We start from the raw sequence: 16,806 nt of genomic DNA, 5'->3' as shown, positions 1-16,806 counted from the left end.
TTCCCGTGAGGAGCGAAGCATAAATGGCCGACCAGTTGACTTTCGACAGATTGAAAAAAGCCGTCGCAAATGATGAAATTGATACCGTTCTTGCATGTTTCGTCGACATGCAGGGTCGCCTGATTGGCAAACGTTTTTATGCGAGCTTCTTCGTGGAAACCGCCCATGATGAAACGCATGGCTGCAATTATCTTCTGGCCAATGACATCGATATGGAGCCGGTTCCGGGCTATGAAGCGGCAAGCTGGGACAAGGGATATGGCGACTTCGTGATGAAGCCGGACCTATCCACCTTGCGCCTTGCGCCCTGGCTTGAAAAAACGGCTATCGTGCTTTGCGACATTCTTGATCACCACGATCATCAGGACCTCGCGCATTCACCGCGCGCCATCCTCAAGAAGCAACTCGCTCGGTTGCAAGAGCGCGGATATCGCGCCTATTTTGCGTCTGAACTTGAGTTTTATCTCTTTGACGAGACTTATAAAACCGCCCGTTCCAAGCATTGGCAGGACATGGATACTGCCTCCCCTTATGTTCAGGATTATGTAATCCACCTGACCACCAAGGAAGAACAGGTGCTGCGCGCCATGCGTAATCATCTGGGCGCTGCCGGTATTCCGGTTGAAAACTCCAAGGGCGAATGGGGCCCCGGTCAGCAGGAGCTGAACGTGCGCTATGCGGAGGCTCTGGAAATGGCCGACCGTCATGTCGTCATGAAAAACGCCATGAAGGAAATCGCCGAGGCGCATGGCAAATGCATCACCTTCATGGCTAAATATGATTACGCCAAGGCCGGCAGTTCGAGCCATGTGCACAATTCCATATGGAGTGCAGACGGCAAGGAGCCACTCTTCTTCGATCCGAAAGCGCCCTACACGATGACACCGCTCATGCGATCATGGGTGGCGGGTCAGTTGAAATATGCTGCCGATTACACCTATTTCCTCGCGCCTTATATCAACTCCTACAAGCGCTTTCAGGCAGGCACTTTTGCGCCGACCAAGATCATGTGGAGCCAGGACAACCGAACCGCGGGCTTCCGGCTTTGCGGCGAAGGCACCAAAGGTATTCGGATCGAGTGCCGTATCGGCGGCGCGGACCTTAATCCCTATCTGGCATTTGCAGCTCTTATTGCTGCCGGACTTCAGGGAGTGGACGAAAAACTGGAGCTCGATGAGCCATTCGTTGGTGATGCCTATGCCGCTGTAAAGCTTAAGGAAATCCCTTACACTTTACGCGAAGCTGCTGAAGCCCTCAAAAAGTCAGACTTCCTCAAGGAAGCGCTCGGTGCAGGCGTGGTCAATCATTATGTTCACACCGCACATTGGGAACAGATCGAATATGACCGCCGCGTCACCGATTGGGAGCTGCATCGTGGCTTTGAACGGTATTGACCTGCGGCTCCAAAACAGACTGAAATACAGAATGACTTCATACAAAGGAACTGCCCGATGAGCGGCACTGCCAAGATCATCTCACCAATTGATGGCTCAATTTATGCGGAGCGTCCTTATGCGAGCGACGCCGCGATCAACGCGGCAGTTACCGCAGCACGACAGGCGCAGGTCGGCTGGGCTCAGTTAAGCATCGCTGAACGGGCCAGCTATTGTCGTGCTGCACTGGATGCACTTGCCGCAATGCAGGAGGCAATCATTCCTGAAATTGCCTGGCAGATGGGGCGCCCAACGCGCTATGGCGGCGAAAATGGTGGCGTACAGGAACGCGGCCAATACATGATCGACATTGCCGAAGAGGCACTCAGCCCCTATGTGCCTGCACAGAAGGATGGCTTCCGTCGTTATGTGAAGCACGTTCCGCTTGGGGTCGTGATGGTTATCGCGCCTTGGAATTATCCTTATCTCACTGCGGTCAACACCATCATCCCGGCGCTTATGGCGGGTAACAGCGTGATCCTCAAACATGCCACCCAGACATTGCTGACCGGCGAACGTTTCACACAGGCTTTCGAGAAAGCGGGCATTCCCAAAGGCGTCTTCCAGAATATCGTTCTCGATCACGCATCGACTGAGACGCTGCTTGCATCCGGCAGCATCGACCACGTCAATTTTACCGGCTCTGTCGGTGGGGGGCGTGCAATTGAGAAAGCTGCGGCCGGCACTTTCATGTCGCTTGGGCTGGAACTTGGCGGAAAAGACCCCGCCTATGTATTGCCGGACGTCAATCTCGATCATGCAGTCGCCAATCTGGTCGATGGTGCATTCTTCAATTCCGGCCAGTGCTGTTGCGGCATTGAGCGTATATATGTGCACGAAGCCGTTTATGACCGGTTCGTAGACGGCTTCATCGATCTCACAAAGCAATATGTCGTCGGTAACCCGCTCGACGCATCAACGACGCTTGGACCAATGGCTCAGGCACGTTTTGCCGACCTCATTCGCGAGCAAAAGGCTGAAGCCGTGCGTAAGGGCGCTAAAGCCCATGTGAACATGACAGTCGACAACGACGTGGCCGGTTCGCCTTATATTGCGCCGGAAGTGCTCACCAATGTCGATCATCAGATGAGCGTCATGCGCGAAGAAAGCTTCGGCCCCATCGTCGGCATCATGAAGGTGCGCAATGATGAAGAAGCACTGGCGCTGATGAATGACAGCATCTACGGCCTGACCGCTTCGCTCTGGTCAACCGACACCGATCACGCAGCAGCATTGGGGGACCGAATTGAAACCGGCACTGTCTTCATGAACCGATGCGATTATCTCGACCCCGCACTTGTGTGGACCGGCGTGAAGGATACCGGCAAAGGCGCTGCCCTTTCACCCATCGGTTACGGCAATCTCACACGTCCGAAGTCCTTCCATCTGCGTGAAAAAATCTAGAGCGGTTCACGTAAACCAAACGCATCAGGACCGCTCCATCTGTTTGTTTGACGCATTATCCTACGCAAAACCATTTCTCACTTTTGCTGGAAATGCTTTAATATCTGGAAAGCAATCGACATGACCACTTTGACTGCCAAATGGAATTTCCCGACCACCGTGCTTTTCGGACCGGGCCGCATCAGGGAACTGCCCGCCGTGTTGAAAGCGGCAGGCATAGAACGCCCGCTCTTCGTCACCGATCCGGGACTTGCAAAGCTGCCAGTGGTCGCTTCCACACTCGACATCCTTGATACAGTAGGCGTCAAATACGCGGTTTTTTCTGATGTGAAGCCCAATCCGGTCGAGAGCAACCTTTATGCAGGCGTCAAGGTCTACAATGAAGGCAAGCATGATGGCGTGATTGCTTTTGGCGGCGGCTCGGCACTTGATCTTGGCAAACTCATCGCCTTTCAAGCCGGGCAGACCCGTGATGTCTGGGATTTCGAGGACGTTGGTGATTGGTGGACCCGCGCAGACAGCAACGCTATAGCGCCGATCATTGCCGTTCCGACGACAGCTGGAACAGGCTCGGAGGTCGGCCGTGCGGGCGTTCTGACCAATGAAGCAACCCACACCAAGAAGGTCATTTTCCATCCGAAAATGCTGCCTGTCACCGTCATTGCTGATCCGGAACTTTCAACAGGTATGCCGCCCTTCATCACGGTTGGCACCGGCATGGATGCACTTGCGCATTGCCTGGAAGCATATTGTGCACCGGGATTTCATCCAATGGCTGATGGTATCGCTGTGGAAGGCATTCGTCTCGTGTTTGAAAATCTGCCCAAGGCCTATGCCGATGGCTCAGATATCGAAGCACGTGCCAATCTGATGGCAGCTGCTTCTATGGGCGCCACCGCTTTTCAGAAGGGACTTGGCGCGATTCACTCGCTATCCCACCCTATTGGCGCGCTTTACGACACCCATCACGGCATGACCAACGCCGTCTTCATGCCCTATGTTTTGCACCATAACCGCGCCGCGATTGAAAAGCGCATCGAACGCCTCGCCAACTATCTTGGCATTGAAGGCGGTTTCGACGGCTTTGTCGATGCTATCATGAAGTTGCGCAAGGATCTCGGCGTGCCAAACACATTGCCGGAATTCGTCAAAGGACTGGAAATGGATGCATCGCGTAAGGACCTGATCGCCGAAATGGCCATCGTCGATCCGACGGCTGGCGGCAATCCGATTGAACTGACCAAACAGGGTGCGCTTGATCTGCTAAATGCAGCTTTTTCTGGAAAGCTCTGACCGGAAAACCGGTCAAAGCCATTTTTGATCTCAGGCGTAGTGGCGATAAGCAACTACGCTTCCTGCTCGATGAGAATCCGCCTCTCCCGGGCTTCAGCATCGAGTTTTTGCGCTTTCTCGACGCACAGAACCGACACTGTCGTGATCAGGCAATAGAGTGCCGTGATGATTGCGACGGGCCAGGCAGAACCATACCAGCTCACCAAAGCTGTCGCCACCAGTGGCAGCGGACCAACAAAAATCGCACCAGTGACTTCCCGCGCAAAAGCGATCGCGCTGTAACGCACTTCTGTGGGGAAAATATCGCAATAGAAGGCTGGCTGAACACCAAAGGATGATCGTGCGCCAATCGCATGTCCAATGATGATCAGCACAACCGCCGTCCATGGTGTCCCCGCACCAAGCAACTGGAAATAGACCAGCGAATAGATTGCCGCAGCAGCAGACCCCATGGCCATGATCGGCACACGCCCAACACGGTCAGACAACGCACCGAACACCACGCACATCACCGCGCCAAACGCACTTGAAAGCATGACACCTGTCAGAATGATTTCGCGAGAGAAACCCAGTTTCGATGTGGCATAGGCCAGCGTGAATGTCTGGAAGACGTAAGACAAGTTGGGTGCGAGGTTTGCGCCCATCGCTACAAGCATGGTCCGTGGGTGATTACGCAGCACTTCAAGCACTGGCAATTTTGCGTCGCGACGCTGTTCCTTGACCTGCACAAATTCCGGCGATTCCGGAACTTTCTGGCGAATATAAATGCCGAGAAACAAAACTAAGCCGCTCAGCAAAAACGGAATACGCCAGCCCCAGCTCATAAAGTCGTCTTCTGGCAACAGTGTGAAAAGCGCGAAAATGCCGGCTGCCAATATTGTGGCGACATCGACAGCCGCCGCAGGAAGACTTGCAAAGAAACCACGGCGGCCACCGGCGATCTCGCCTGCCATAACCACGGCACCCGCATATTCAGCGCCCGCGCCAAGCCCCTGAACGACACGGAGAAGGAGCAGAAGTACCGGTGCCCAAATGCCGATCGAGTTATAGGTCGGAAGACAGCCGATCAATGTGGTGCTGATGCCCATCATCAGAAGCGTGATCATCAGCACCGGCTTGCGCCCGATACGATCTCCCATCCAGCCAAACACGATGCCTCCCAACGGACGCACCAGAAAACCAACCGTATAAGTCGCGAAAGACGCAATGATCCCCGTGGTCGGGTCAAACTGCGGAAAGAACAGATGGTTGAAGATAAGTGCGGCAGCTGTCGCATACAGAATGAAGTCGTACCATTCGACGACTGTGCCGATGGTGCTGGCAAATATCGTACTGCCAAGCGCCTTCTGCTTGCTCATGGTTTCGGTTGTCAAAATCCCTCTCCCTCGATTTGACGAGTTAGAGCGTGTTTCGATCTGATCGACTGAGATCGCCGCTCTAACATTTTGTATGGGCGCATCCCGAAAACAGCTTTCAGAATGCGTTCTAAAGCCCCCCGGCCCGGTTGCAGCGTCTCCAATTACGATTGGATCGTTGGAACTGCTGTAACTATTTGTTTTAAAGTATTATTCTAAACAAAGCCGGTTCCCGCCTTTGCTGGAAATGCTCTAACGCCGATGAAAAAACGGCGCCCTTTTTTCCTTGAAGGCAGCACGGCCTTCCTGCGCATCGGCAGTTGCAAAACAGATTGTTTGCAGATCGCGCTCGTATTCGATTGCCTTTTCAAGCGGCATCGAAGCCGCGGCCTTGAGATTGAGCTTTGCCGTTTCTGCGGCAATCGGAGCGCGTGATGCAATCACATTGGCTATTTCACGGGCGCGTTTCAGAAGATCGGGCTGCGATACGACCTCACTCACAAGTCCCCAGCGTTCGGCTTTATCAGCCGGGATTGGGTCACCGGTCATAATCATAAGTGCTGCATTGGATGCACCGATGGAATGCGCAAGATGTGCGGCCATGCCGCCACCGCCAATCCAGCCAAGTTTGATTTCGGGCGCGGCAAACTGAGCATTCTCAGAAGCAATGCGGATATCGCACGACATCGCCGTCTCAAGACCACCGCCAAATGCATAGCCGTTCACCGCTGCAATAGATGGCTTGAGCAAAGCTCTGAAAGCATCGCAATAATCGGGACGATTGCGAAACTGCCACGGCGTCTCATAATTATCGAGTTCGCGAATATCCGAACCCGCACAGAAAGCACGTTCGCCAGCGCCTGTCAGGATCACACAACGGATCGTGTTGCTGTCATTGCACTCAGTTACAGCAGCAACGATTGCATCAGCCATTTCCGGCGTAACGGCATTCAGCTTCTGCGGGCGGTTCAGCGTGATGATAGCAACTGCTCCATCCACCTCAAATGTCACATCTTCAGTCATGGAAAACCTACCTTTCACCACCATTTGTGCGCGAAGCGGCATAAAGAGATTGAAGTTCGTTCAAGAGATCGGTTGCGGCGCGTTGCTCATCAAACGCAGCGCGCAAGAGGGCCGATGCCTTCCCCTGAAAAGCTATGTATCCGTCGTGGCGCGGACGCACATAGGCTTGCTCGAGCGTATCTGCTGTGTTGTGATAAAAGTCGCCCCAACACTGGTTCACATAATCATCATTCCAGGCATCACGCCGCGATGGTTGGCCTTCATGATCTGGAATAAAGCCGGATTGCGTCTCGCGGCTCAGAAGCCACAAAAGATGGGCTTTGAGTTCTGGTGTAACATTACAACGCTGCGAAATACCGATGCCGGTGCCCCCGAGCGTCGAACCCGGACGCCCCCCAGCCACAGCTCGCGGCGCATTGTGAAATGCAAGAGTGTGATCGCTTTGCGGCACAGCATAATTCACATAGCCGTAGACAAGCGGGCATAAGCTTACATCATCATTTTCGACCATATGGCCAAGAATACCGATTGGATTTTTTAGTCTCACCGAGGCTGGGCTGCGCGCGCCAAGTTCCGCCATAAGATCGTAGACCTTACGGCCAACATCATCTGAAACAAGAATATCCGGGTCTTTTTCGGCTGGCGGCTCGCCAAAAGCTGCAGCAATGGACAGGAATGACAGACAAGCATGGGGACCCGCGAGCGAAAGCGCAACCTTTCCGCTTTCTCGCGACAGGCACAAAACCTCAGCCCATGTGGTCGGCACATCGGCCAACAGGTCCGGCCGCAATGCCATAACCTGCGTGGCGGCATCAAGCGGCAGCGCCCAATGCTTTCCCGCAAAGCGATAGCTCGTCTGCGAAGGCCCGATACTGGCATTCGCTAATGCGGCGACAATTTCATCGCCAAACACTTCTTCGAGCGAAAAAAGGCAATCTCCACCGACAGCTTCGCCCACATGCGGATGGTCGAGAACCACCAGATCATAGCGAGCACAGAGATCTGCAATCGGATGGGATTCAAAGCCCTCAAGCGGCTGTTTATCCCAGCTGATAGCGAGCCCTGAACTGATGACCTCTGGCAGCTTTGCAGCCGCAGCAAGCGCGTTGTAACCACGCGGATGATCCCACGTGAGTGCTTTAATCACCTGCATTTAAAGTCTTCCCGAAACGATAACGCCTGACTGCTCAAGCGCCTCGATTTTCTCAACCGCGTATCCGGCTTCCGCCAGAATATCGCGCGTGTCTTGTCCAGTGATTGGAGCACCGCGATCAACCGTTGATGGCGTTTTGGAGAAGCGGATCGGAAAACCCGGTGTCTTTACCTTGCCTTCAGTCGGGTGCTCATACTCTACAAATGTACCGTTATGCTTGATCTGCTCGTCTTCAACCAGATCGGCATAACCATAAACCGGACCACACCAGATATCGGCAGCGCGCAAAAGCTCGAGCCATTCGGCCGAGGTTTTCGTCTTCAGCTTGTCACGCGTCCTGGCAAATATTTCATCGCGACGAGCCCAGGTATCAACCTCATCATTCATGGTGAGGAAACTGTCTTCACCAATCACCTCGCCCAGCGTTCTAAGCTTTGGAAAAGCGACAATGATGAAGCCATCAGATGTAGCAAAGGCACCATAAGGCGCGCGAATATAAACATGAGCATGCGGTTCTGCAGAGCGGGTCTGCGGCTTGCCACCAACCGTGAAAACGGAAAGCTCCTGCATCTGGATGGTCGTGATAGCATCCAGCATGTTAACCTGCACAAGCTGGCCTTCACCCGTGCGCTCACGATGCAGGAGGGCCGCCAATGCGCCCTCAAAAGCATTATAGGCCGTGATTGCATCGACAAGATACTGACCAGCGGCAGTCGGTGGCTCACCTTCACGGCCTGCGGACAGCATTGCGCCCGACATGCCCTGCAAAACGAGATCCTGACCGGGACGCTGGACATAGGGTCCATCTTCGCCATAGCCGGAAATCGAAACATAAATGAGCTTTGGGTTGATCTTGGAGAGCGACTCGTAATCCACACCCAGGCGCTTGGCGACACCGGGACGGTAGTTCTGCAAGAACACATCGGCTGTCTTCACCAGATCTGTGAGAACCTGTTTGCCATCCGGCGATTTCAGATCAACAGCAAGCGAACGCTTGTTACGGTTGAGCGACAGAAACGAGACATTGACCTTGTTACCTTCCGCACCACCCGCCGCGACATGACGCTGCCATTCACCGGTTGTGGGCTCCACTTTGACAACATCGGCCCCCAGATCGCCCAGCCGCTGAGCTGCAAACGGCCCCGCCATGGCAATAGAACAATCCAGCACCCGATATCCTGATAAAACACCCATAGTCGCCTCCTCCCTGCGTCCATCCATTTGCGCAGAACCTATCGACTATTTTTTGTTTGTCTAGAGTGAGCGCTAACATTTTTGAATAATATTTATGGCTTTAAAAGAGATAATCAGAATTTTCATCGATAATAAGATTAGCGCTAACGATACGAGGCGATGGACGACATTGTGAAGAGAAGATTCACTGAAGCGGTTGAGGCAGAAAATAAAATGGCCTGCGCTGGATAGCCAACCAAAAACAATTAGTTAGATTTATTCCCACGACCCAGCTGAATAGGAGCCGCTCTAACCACTGGCTCTCACCTTGAGTTCAAAACCCACATCGACAATATTGTTCTCTGACGTCTCCCCGCGCATGGCTTCCAGCAACAGCTCTCCTGCCTTGCGTCCGATTTGCGCTGAAGGAACAGCAACTGTCGTCAATGGCGGAAGCAGATGACGTGATAATTCAAAATCACCAAAACCGGTTATTGCCAATCGCTGCGGCACCTTGATGCCGATGCGCTGCGCTTCCAGCAATGCGCCTGATGCCAGAATATCGCTCGAAAACATGACGGCATCAGCTTCGGGAAATTGTGCAAGCGCACGGCGCAAAAGATCAACACCTGAGGCCATAGCGATTGGCATTTCCGTCGCCACTGTAATGCGCGGCTTTTCGTCTGGAAATAACCGCTCCATCGCTGCCTTGAACCCGGCACGACGCTCGGCTGCACGGCTGTCACCCTTTCTGACAACACCCACGAAAACAATATAACGTCTGCCCGCGCTAATCAGATGATCGACCATCTCAGTAATTGCGGCAGTATTGGAAAAGCCAACCAGACGATCAATGGGGTTCTCGGTAAAATCCCAGCCTTCTACAACCGGAATTGCAGCACGTTTGAGTAGTGCCACACTGCGTTTGCTGTGATGCGTTCCGATAAGGAAAATGCCATCCGGACGACGACCCAACAGGCTACGGATAATCTCTTCCTCACGCTCTGGACGATAATCCGTGTTGCCAAGGAAAATCTGATATCCCGCATGATGCAGCACATCGGAAAAATGCTGTATGGTTTCAGCAAAAACCGAAGCTGAAAGTGTCGGAATAATTGCCGCAACCGTATTGCTCTTGTGCGAAGCAAGGTGGCTTGCCGCGAGATTATGGACGTAATGCGTCTTCTCGACCGCGTCTTGAATGGCTTTGCGCTTTTCAGGCGTCACTGAATCTGGAAAGCGCAATGCTCGCGAAACGGTCTGCATCGACACGCCTGCGGCTGCGGCCACATCGGCCATGGTCACACCAGAACCCTTGCGTCGCTGCTTTCTTGGAAGCCCGGTTTCACTGCTCACAGATGGAAGGGCCTCACACATACAGGGGTGCCAATTTCGATGCGCTTACCCGTATCGGTCAAGTTACCCGTTTCCTTGTCTATTGTGAAAATTGCAATGCAATCTCCATTCTGGTTCGCAACCAGAAGCCAGCCACCATCTGGTGTCACAGCAAAATTACGCGGTGTTTTGCCACCCGTAAAGCTCTGACCTATCTCAACCAAGCTGCCATTTTCCTGATCCACACGAAAAGCGGTGATGCTATCAGGCCCACGGGCTGAACAGTATAGAAAGCGCCCATCGGGCGTGAGATGAATATCTGCACCATCGGATTGGATATTCGCAGACACGGTCGGCACAGTCTGGCCAGGGCTCAACTGAGTGCCTTCGCGATGAATGAGCGAAACGCTGGAATTCAGCTCGTTTGAAACATAGATAAAACGACCATTGGGATGTTGCGCAATATGCCGGGGACCAGAACCCGGAATAGCGGCAACCGTGTTGAGGCGCTCAAATGCACCTTGATCGTCAAGTCGGTAGGCTATGATTTCGTCGAGGCCAAGATCGGCCGCAAGAAAGAGACCGCCCTCAGGTGTTTCGACTACGCAATGCGGATGGCTGCGCTCCTGCCGGTCAGCAACCGGACCGAGCATACCGGCGTGACGGACGGCCCCCTCAACCGGCCCCAAACTTCCATCAGTCTTTATCGGCAAAGCGACCAGCGATTGATCAGGTCCGCCGGCTCCCATCGCATAATTGGCAACCAGTACAAATTTTCTGTCGCGCGTGACCATGTTATAGGCCGATATGCTGCCCTGACACGCCTGTTTGTTGAGATAAACAAGCTCACCACGCCCAGCATCAAAGCGATAGGCAGTAACAGTACCTTCATGCCAGCCGAAGACTTCCGAATTAGCGTAAATTGCGCCTGAAACCGGATCCACGCTTAGAAATGTCGGATTGTCGACCGATGCTGTACCACAAATGCGCCGAGCTTCACCTGTTAGCGTATCGAATGTGTAGATTGAGAGCCCTTCGCCCCGCGCGCCCTGAAAATAAGGTGCTTCGCGATTAAGCGACCCAATCGCCAGATAAAGCTTGTCCACACATTCCTCCGAATTTCGCTTCCCCGATTTTAATGCATCACCCATCCGCCATCGACATTCAAGGTCTGGCCGGTGATAAATCCTGCTTGTTCAGAAGCAAGAAACATCAAAGCAGAAGCAATATCATCAGCAGAACCGCGACGTTTCACTGCCTGATGCTCCAACACAAAGCGCGTATAACCTTCAGGATCGGGATGGATTTTTTCCGCATCCGTCGGAAATGCACCTGGAGAAATCGCGTTGACGGTGATGCCATAGGCCCCAAACTCGCGTGCCCATGCGCGCGCAAGACCGATCAAGGCGCCCTTTGACTGCACATAAGGCGACAGCAGTGCCCAACCGCCATAGGCGGTAACACTGGCTATATTGATAATACGACCCCAGCCTTTGTCTCGCATATGCGGCAGTGCCACCTGCACACACACAATGCCAGCATCGACATTTATGTGCTGCACCTTCTGCATTTCCTCAAGTGTGTATTCTTCAAAAGGCTTTGAAGGATAAATCGCCGCATTGTTTATCACGATATCAAAGCCGCCGACCTCGCTGGAAATTGCTTCCAATGCCAGTCGAAGCGTCGACAAATCCGACAAATCAAGCGCATGGATCGAAAGTCCGTTCAGCGCTTCCGCTTCTGCTTTTCTTTTCAGCTCCTCGATCTTTTTCGGATCGTGATCAATGGCCACAACCTGCGCGCCTGCACGCAGGAAATTCAAGGTTGTTTCAAGTCCCAGACCACCAGCAGCACCAGTGTAAAGAATGGTTTTTCCTGTTACCGAAAACATGGATGCACCGTTCATGAGCGATCTCCGATGGCAATATGATTGCCAGATGGTGCGGGTTAATCATCTTCTGGTTGTTTGGCAATTGCCGAAATCCGTGCGTCGCTGGCTGCAATGTCAGCCGCATCTCCCAGGATACGGAATGTGCTGTCGTACCGGCGCTCCTCACCATGTTCAAGCCAGATCAGCTCATTGCGTTCACGCGCAGCACCATGTCCGAGGACATGGTTGGTGGCTGGCTCAATACCGAGCGCATATTGCCCGGCCTGAAGGTTCTGCCACTCATACATGCAGGGAAACTGGTCTTTGCGCGTTGTAACTTCAAAGCCGATGCCAAGACGGTCATTGACCAGCGCGACCGGCACTTCACCGTTCTCATCCGCACCCATTTCATGCTGCCAGACCTGCTCATGAAATTGCATTTGCGGTGCAGGCATTGAGCGATAACCCACACCCTGCTTTTTATAATCATCACCCGCATGAGCGGCCCACACCACATCCTTGATTGGCGCAATATAACGAGAGCCTTCCGCCAGAACGGGATGTCCGACATTGATGTGATAGCAATACATATGCGGCGTGCGATAAAAGCCCCGATTGGTCACCCGATCGGTCAACCTGATATCATTCGTGCCAGCTTTGATTTCGATGCGACGTGTCAGTTCGAGATGTTCACCGAAAACTGTTCCTTGAGTAACCACGCCTTCGCACCAGAGATAGCAGTCATCCCCTTCCCAGCGTTCGCCATAGCCAGTGAGCTTTGCCGGAATGGTGCCAACGCGGCCATGAATTGAATGCTTGATCGTCTCGCGCGGCTTATAATTAAAATGATCAGCCGCTTCGTCATGCATGAAGAGGATATGATCAAGACCGCATGTGATCATCAGGCCAGAGAAAGAGCGCATCCAGCCAAGACCGCCTTCTCCCTCATATTCATGCAGGCCCGGATGACGGAAGCCGGATGGTGAATGCCAGCCGATAGCCATACCGCGATATTCGCAATCTGCAATATCCAATGCACGATCAACCAATACGGTGAAGCGCAGACCAGTGCCTGAACGGAACTCCAGCATTCTTATGCCGCGTTCCAGCCCATCTTCCAGCACCATCAGACGGACGCCAGCAAACTGAGCAAAAGAGCCAGTACTCGCGGCAAGATCGCGACGCGACCTCACCTCTCCGTAAAGCTTCACCATTTTCGCACCTTAGTCATTGAGGCGTACAGCCGATTTATTCAAAAGGCGGCCAGCGCAGGCACCGACCGCCCCACCCCCGCGGTGTTACAGTCCCTGCGCGCGCAGCTTCCCATCCAGGAACTTTTTCGCACGCGGCACATCAGCCTCGTCGAGATGTTCGATAATCATCGGAATGTTCGGATGCTTTTGCGCAAGGCGCTTGAGATAAAGATCGTAGTTCAGCGAACCCAAACCTGGTGCAGGCAGTTCAATTTCACCCACGCCACGGAAAGTATGGCTTTCAAGCGCTTCAGCATCGCCAATATCGGCGTGTTTCTCGCTCTTGTCGTCGCCTGAGCGCTTGACGTCCTTGGCATGGCCGATCTTGATCTTGTCACTCAATGTATCGAAGACCTGATTGAGAATTTCATCCATACGGTCAATGTTGTGCGTCTCGAAATAGTTGGTCGGGTCCATCAGCAGGCCAAGACCCGGATGGTCGACCTGCGCAAACATCTTCACCGTTTCCTCAACCGAGCCGACGACATTGTTCACATAGGTTTCGAGCAGGAAAACCGCACCATGATCATAGGCAAACTGCGAGAGGTCCGCGATGACCTTGCGGCATTCTTCAAAGCCCTCTTCGGTCTTGTTCTTGGGATGATGAACCCAGTCTGACTCAGTGTTGTAAGTACCGGTCTCAGAAATCACATAAGGCGTGCCGAGATATTGCGCGTGGCGGATAATCTCTTTGAGATAGCCTACGCGGCGCTCGCGCTCTGCCTTGTCCGGATGAATGATGTTCGTATAACCGGAAATGCACGAGATCGGCAGATTGTGATCGCGAAATGTCTCACGAATTTTAACGCACTTTTCTTTGGTGATCTGGCCCGCGCTAAGATCAACATCCTTGAAATGCATATCCAGCTGGACCGTGTTGAAATCGAGCGCACGGATTTTTTTGGCTGTTTCCTCAAGGGAATAAGGAAAATAACCGCTGAAAATGCCCACTTGCATCATGATAAAGCCCTCCCGTTTTGTATTATTATTTAATTGATATCTCGGACAATCTGACCGTCCGGCCTTCATCGATCGACTTGTAACCCGCCTCAACGAGCGCAACTGTCTTCACATTGTCTGCAACTGAAAGTGCTGGTGGCTCGCCAGAATGAACTGCATATTGCAGTTGCTCCATCACACCGATGAAGGCGTGCGGGAACCACATGGTCTCCCATTTCGGGCTAACCCATTTGCCATCTGTCGTCTTTTTGGAAGCATAAGTCAGGGTCGATGGAGAACCATCCGGCCAGCCGATCGTGCCCTGCGCCACACCATCCGTGCCTTCAACGCGCCATTTGATGTAGATGTCGCTGTCAAAGCCCTCCTCGCGCGGCCCTGACCAGACATCCTCCATCGAAACAGCCATTACGCCACCTGGAAACATCAGCGTCGAAACGGTGATGCCGTCCTTGTGCGCAAACTTTGTGCGCGGATCGGTACGTGTCAGCGTCGTGATGGTTTCAGGCTCGCCGAACAGAAACCGCAATACATCCAGATGATGCACGCTCATGTTCGATAGCGTCAGCCGGTCGTAATCTTCGAGAAACGCCTGCCAATGCGGGATGGCGCGCATCTCGATTGTCGCCATCACTGGCGTACCCAGCTCGCCATTGTCGAGAATTTGCTTCAACACACGCATCGACTGGTCGTAGCGCATGTTCTGATTGACGGAGAGAATTTTGCCAGCTTTTGCGGCTTCATCTCGCAGAGCAATTGCTTCCTCAAGCGTCAGAGCCAGCGGCTTTTGCGCCAGAATGCCCTTGATATGAGGCTGCGCCAACGCCTGACGAATAAGCGCTGTCTGCAGGTCCGGCGGATAGGCGATATCGAGGATTTGGATTGCTTCATCAGCGATCAGCGCTTCCGGCGTTTCGTGAACCGTGGCAATGCCCCAGCGCCTGGCGACCTCGTCGGCCTTTGCCTTTGTGCGTGAAGCGATTGCTGCGACTGTAAAGTCCGCTTCTTTGTAGGCGGCTAGATGGCACTCGGCCATGATCATGCCGGCACCAATACAGCCGATTTTAAAATCCCGAACACGAACCGGCGGATCAGGGGTGAAACCCTGCGCTGTACTCATTTGAACCTCCCGCTATCAGTTTCCTATCGTCACGCTTAGACCAGCGCGTTGTTTCAGGCAGCTAATCCTTGCCAGAAAGCGGCTTCCTTCGATGAGAAATATCAACCTCCATTGATATGGTGAGGATTGATGAAGGCAATTCGCCTGAGTGTCAACATCATATAAAATCATTTTACATCATTTTTCATCTTTTATCGACATGAATGCCGGATGAACCGGAACCAACAGCTGCTATCCGTGTAAAATGATGTCTTTTGATGCAAACTGGATACATCGACAGGAATTGATGAGGAAAACATCAATCCGGCAGTGCATAAGGCTTGCATCATTCTCAAATCGAAATACATCATTTTACATCATTTCTGTGAGGAACCGGATTTGCGATCAACATTGAGCGACATTGCCAAGGCTGCCGGTGTATCGAGTGCGACCGTTGACCGTGTTCTCAACAATCGCGAGGGCGTGAAAGAGCGCACGCGAGAAATCGTGCTCGAAGCCGCACGTAATCTTGGCTACCTTCCCGGCAGTGCGCCTCGTAACGCAGCTCCCACTGAGCGGGTGAAGCTGGACTTCATATTGCCCGCTGGAACGAACACCTTCATTGCCAATCTGCGTGATCAGATTGTCAGGCAGGCAGCGCTGAAGCCTGAAATTGATCTGACCATCCATTGTGTCGAAGGCTTCAACCCGGATACGCTTGCGCACGCGCTGGAAAGCCTCAAGGGACAGGCGCAGGGCGTTGGTGTGATTGCACTGGATCACCCGACAGTGCGTGAAGCCATGCGCTCGCTCGCTGAATCCGGTGCGCATATCGTAACGATTGCGTCTGACATTCTGCATGTACCGCGCGTTGGCTATATTGGCATCGACAATCGTGCAGCAGGCCGACTTGGCGGCTATATCCTCGGCAGATTTCTGGGGAGTTCCGCAGGAAACAAGATCGCACTTTTTGCCGGATCGCTTTCCTATCGCGGCCATGAAGAGCGCGAGATGGGCTTTCGGCGCGTGATCGCGGAAGAGTTTTCGCACCTTCACATCGTTGAGCTGAAAGAAATCGAAGACAGTCGCGAGAAGGCTTATACTGAGGCTATCGCGATGCTCGGGCGCCACCCTGACCTTGCCGGCATCTACAATCTCGGCGCTGGTAATCAGGGCATCGGTCAGGCTTTGATGGATTCCGGCAAATCGGATTCGGTCATATTTATCGGCCATGAGTTGACCGAAAGCACCAAGCGCCTTCTGCTGAACGGTACAATGGATGCCGTGATCGATCAGAATCCCCGCGTCGAGGCGCGTGAAGCCCTGGCCGCACTTACCAGCAGCATCAAAGGCCAATCATTCGACCCGCAGCCACCACGCGTTCAGGTGATCTTCAGAGAAAACATCCCTGAAAACTAAAACCGTTGAACCTGTTGGAGCGGCTCCAATTAACAATGA

At 53.2% G+C, this 16,806-nt stretch carries 14 protein-coding genes; 4 read left to right on the top strand and 10 right to left on the bottom strand.

Going from position 1 to position 16,806, the window contains the following annotated elements; translation table 11 throughout:
- Positions 1–23: 23 nt before the first annotated feature.
- The 3 genes from CEV32_RS08030 to CEV32_RS08020 all read left to right on the top strand — a co-directional run bounded on the left by CEV32_RS08030 (position 24) and on the right by CEV32_RS08020 (position 4,130).
- Positions 24–1,394, top strand: coding sequence for a glutamine synthetase family protein (locus CEV32_RS08030; RefSeq protein WP_094576045.1), 1,371 nt, complete (start codon positions 24–26; stop codon positions 1,392–1,394).
- Between the two features lie 57 nt (positions 1,395–1,451).
- Positions 1,452–2,837, top strand: a complete 1,386-nt coding sequence (locus CEV32_RS08025) for an aldehyde dehydrogenase family protein (protein ID WP_094576043.1) — start codon at positions 1,452–1,454, stop codon at positions 2,835–2,837.
- Between the two features lie 120 nt (positions 2,838–2,957).
- Positions 2,958–4,130, top strand: a complete 1,173-nt coding sequence (locus CEV32_RS08020) for an iron-containing alcohol dehydrogenase (protein ID WP_094576041.1) — start codon at positions 2,958–2,960, stop codon at positions 4,128–4,130.
- 53 nt (positions 4,131–4,183) lie between these two features.
- Here the strand turns inward: CEV32_RS08020 and CEV32_RS08015 are convergent, their stop codons facing one another.
- The 10 genes from CEV32_RS08015 to CEV32_RS07970 all read right to left on the bottom strand — a co-directional run bounded on the left by CEV32_RS08015 (position 4,184) and on the right by CEV32_RS07970 (position 15,369).
- A complete protein-coding gene (locus CEV32_RS08015; protein WP_094576039.1) occupies positions 4,184–5,503 on the bottom strand; it encodes an MFS transporter in 1,320 nt (439 codons plus the stop codon).
- Between the two features lie 234 nt (positions 5,504–5,737).
- On the bottom strand, positions 5,738–6,508 hold the full coding sequence (locus CEV32_RS08010) for an enoyl-CoA hydratase/isomerase family protein (protein WP_094576037.1): 771 nt from the start codon (positions 6,506–6,508) through the stop codon (positions 5,738–5,740).
- A gap of 7 nt (positions 6,509–6,515) precedes the next feature.
- On the bottom strand, positions 6,516–7,661 hold the full coding sequence (locus tag CEV32_RS08005; RefSeq protein ID WP_094576035.1) for an ABC transporter substrate-binding protein: 1,146 nt from the start codon (positions 7,659–7,661) through the stop codon (positions 6,516–6,518).
- On the bottom strand, positions 7,662–8,855 hold the full coding sequence (locus CEV32_RS08000; protein ID WP_094576033.1) for a CaiB/BaiF CoA transferase family protein: 1,194 nt from the start codon (positions 8,853–8,855) through the stop codon (positions 7,662–7,664).
- Positions 8,856–9,143: 288 nt separating this feature from the next.
- A complete protein-coding gene (locus tag CEV32_RS07995; RefSeq protein WP_235818768.1) occupies positions 9,144–10,190 on the bottom strand; it encodes a LacI family DNA-binding transcriptional regulator in 1,047 nt (348 codons plus the stop codon).
- Complete coding sequence (locus tag CEV32_RS07990; protein ID WP_094576028.1) at positions 10,187–11,275, bottom strand: lactonase family protein; 1,089 nt, start codon at positions 11,273–11,275, stop codon at positions 10,187–10,189. The genes CEV32_RS07995 and CEV32_RS07990 overlap by 4 nt, the downstream gene beginning before the upstream one ends.
- A 29-nt stretch (positions 11,276–11,304) precedes the next feature.
- Positions 11,305–12,075: an SDR family NAD(P)-dependent oxidoreductase gene (locus CEV32_RS07985; RefSeq protein WP_094576024.1), complete on the bottom strand. Its 771-nt coding sequence runs from the start codon at positions 12,073–12,075 to the stop codon at positions 11,305–11,307.
- Positions 12,076–12,116: 41 nt separating this feature from the next.
- The gene (locus CEV32_RS07980; RefSeq protein ID WP_094576022.1) at positions 12,117–13,253 is read right to left on the bottom strand and encodes an aldose 1-epimerase family protein; all 1,137 of its coding nucleotides are present in this window, start codon (positions 13,251–13,253) and stop codon (positions 12,117–12,119) included.
- A gap of 84 nt (positions 13,254–13,337) precedes the next feature.
- A complete protein-coding gene (locus CEV32_RS07975; RefSeq protein WP_094576018.1) occupies positions 13,338–14,252 on the bottom strand; it encodes a sugar phosphate isomerase/epimerase family protein in 915 nt (304 codons plus the stop codon).
- 25 nt (positions 14,253–14,277) lie between these two features.
- Positions 14,278–15,369 (bottom strand): Gfo/Idh/MocA family protein, encoded by a 1,092-nt coding sequence (locus CEV32_RS07970; protein WP_094576015.1) that lies wholly within the window; start codon positions 15,367–15,369, stop codon positions 14,278–14,280.
- Between the two features lie 378 nt (positions 15,370–15,747).
- On the opposite strand from CEV32_RS07970, the gene CEV32_RS07965 reads away from it, so the two are divergent.
- Positions 15,748–16,767, top strand: coding sequence for a LacI family DNA-binding transcriptional regulator (locus CEV32_RS07965; protein WP_094576471.1), 1,020 nt, complete (start codon positions 15,748–15,750; stop codon positions 16,765–16,767).
- Positions 16,768–16,806: the final 39 nt, after the last annotated feature.

This window comes from Brucella rhizosphaerae, from assembly GCF_002252475.1.
GTDB lineage: Bacteria > Pseudomonadota > Alphaproteobacteria > Rhizobiales > Rhizobiaceae > Brucella > Brucella rhizosphaerae.
This window is presented reverse-complemented; position numbering and strand designations above follow the sequence as displayed.

Coding starts and splice junctions, on each gene's coding strand:
- CEV32_RS08000 (WP_094576033.1), bottom strand. CDS start 8,855: ATGGGTGTTTTATCAGGATATCGGGTGCTGGATTGTTCTATTGCCATG.
- CEV32_RS08010 (WP_094576037.1), bottom strand. CDS start 6,508: ATGACTGAAGATGTGACATTTGAGGTGGATGGAGCAGTTGCTATCATC.
- CEV32_RS08030 (WP_094576045.1), top strand. CDS start 24: ATGGCCGACCAGTTGACTTTCGACAGATTGAAAAAAGCCGTCGCAAAT.
- CEV32_RS08005 (WP_094576035.1), bottom strand. CDS start 7,661: ATGCAGGTGATTAAAGCACTCACGTGGGATCATCCGCGTGGTTACAAC.
- CEV32_RS07975 (WP_094576018.1), bottom strand. CDS start 14,252: ATGATGCAAGTGGGCATTTTCAGCGGTTATTTTCCTTATTCCCTTGAG.
- CEV32_RS08020 (WP_094576041.1), top strand. CDS start 2,958: ATGACCACTTTGACTGCCAAATGGAATTTCCCGACCACCGTGCTTTTC.
- CEV32_RS07985 (WP_094576024.1), bottom strand. CDS start 12,075: ATGAACGGTGCATCCATGTTTTCGGTAACAGGAAAAACCATTCTTTAC.
- CEV32_RS07970 (WP_094576015.1), bottom strand. CDS start 15,369: ATGAGTACAGCGCAGGGTTTCACCCCTGATCCGCCGGTTCGTGTTCGG.
- CEV32_RS07980 (WP_094576022.1), bottom strand. CDS start 13,253: ATGGTGAAGCTTTACGGAGAGGTGAGGTCGCGTCGCGATCTTGCCGCG.
- CEV32_RS08025 (WP_094576043.1), top strand. CDS start 1,452: ATGAGCGGCACTGCCAAGATCATCTCACCAATTGATGGCTCAATTTAT.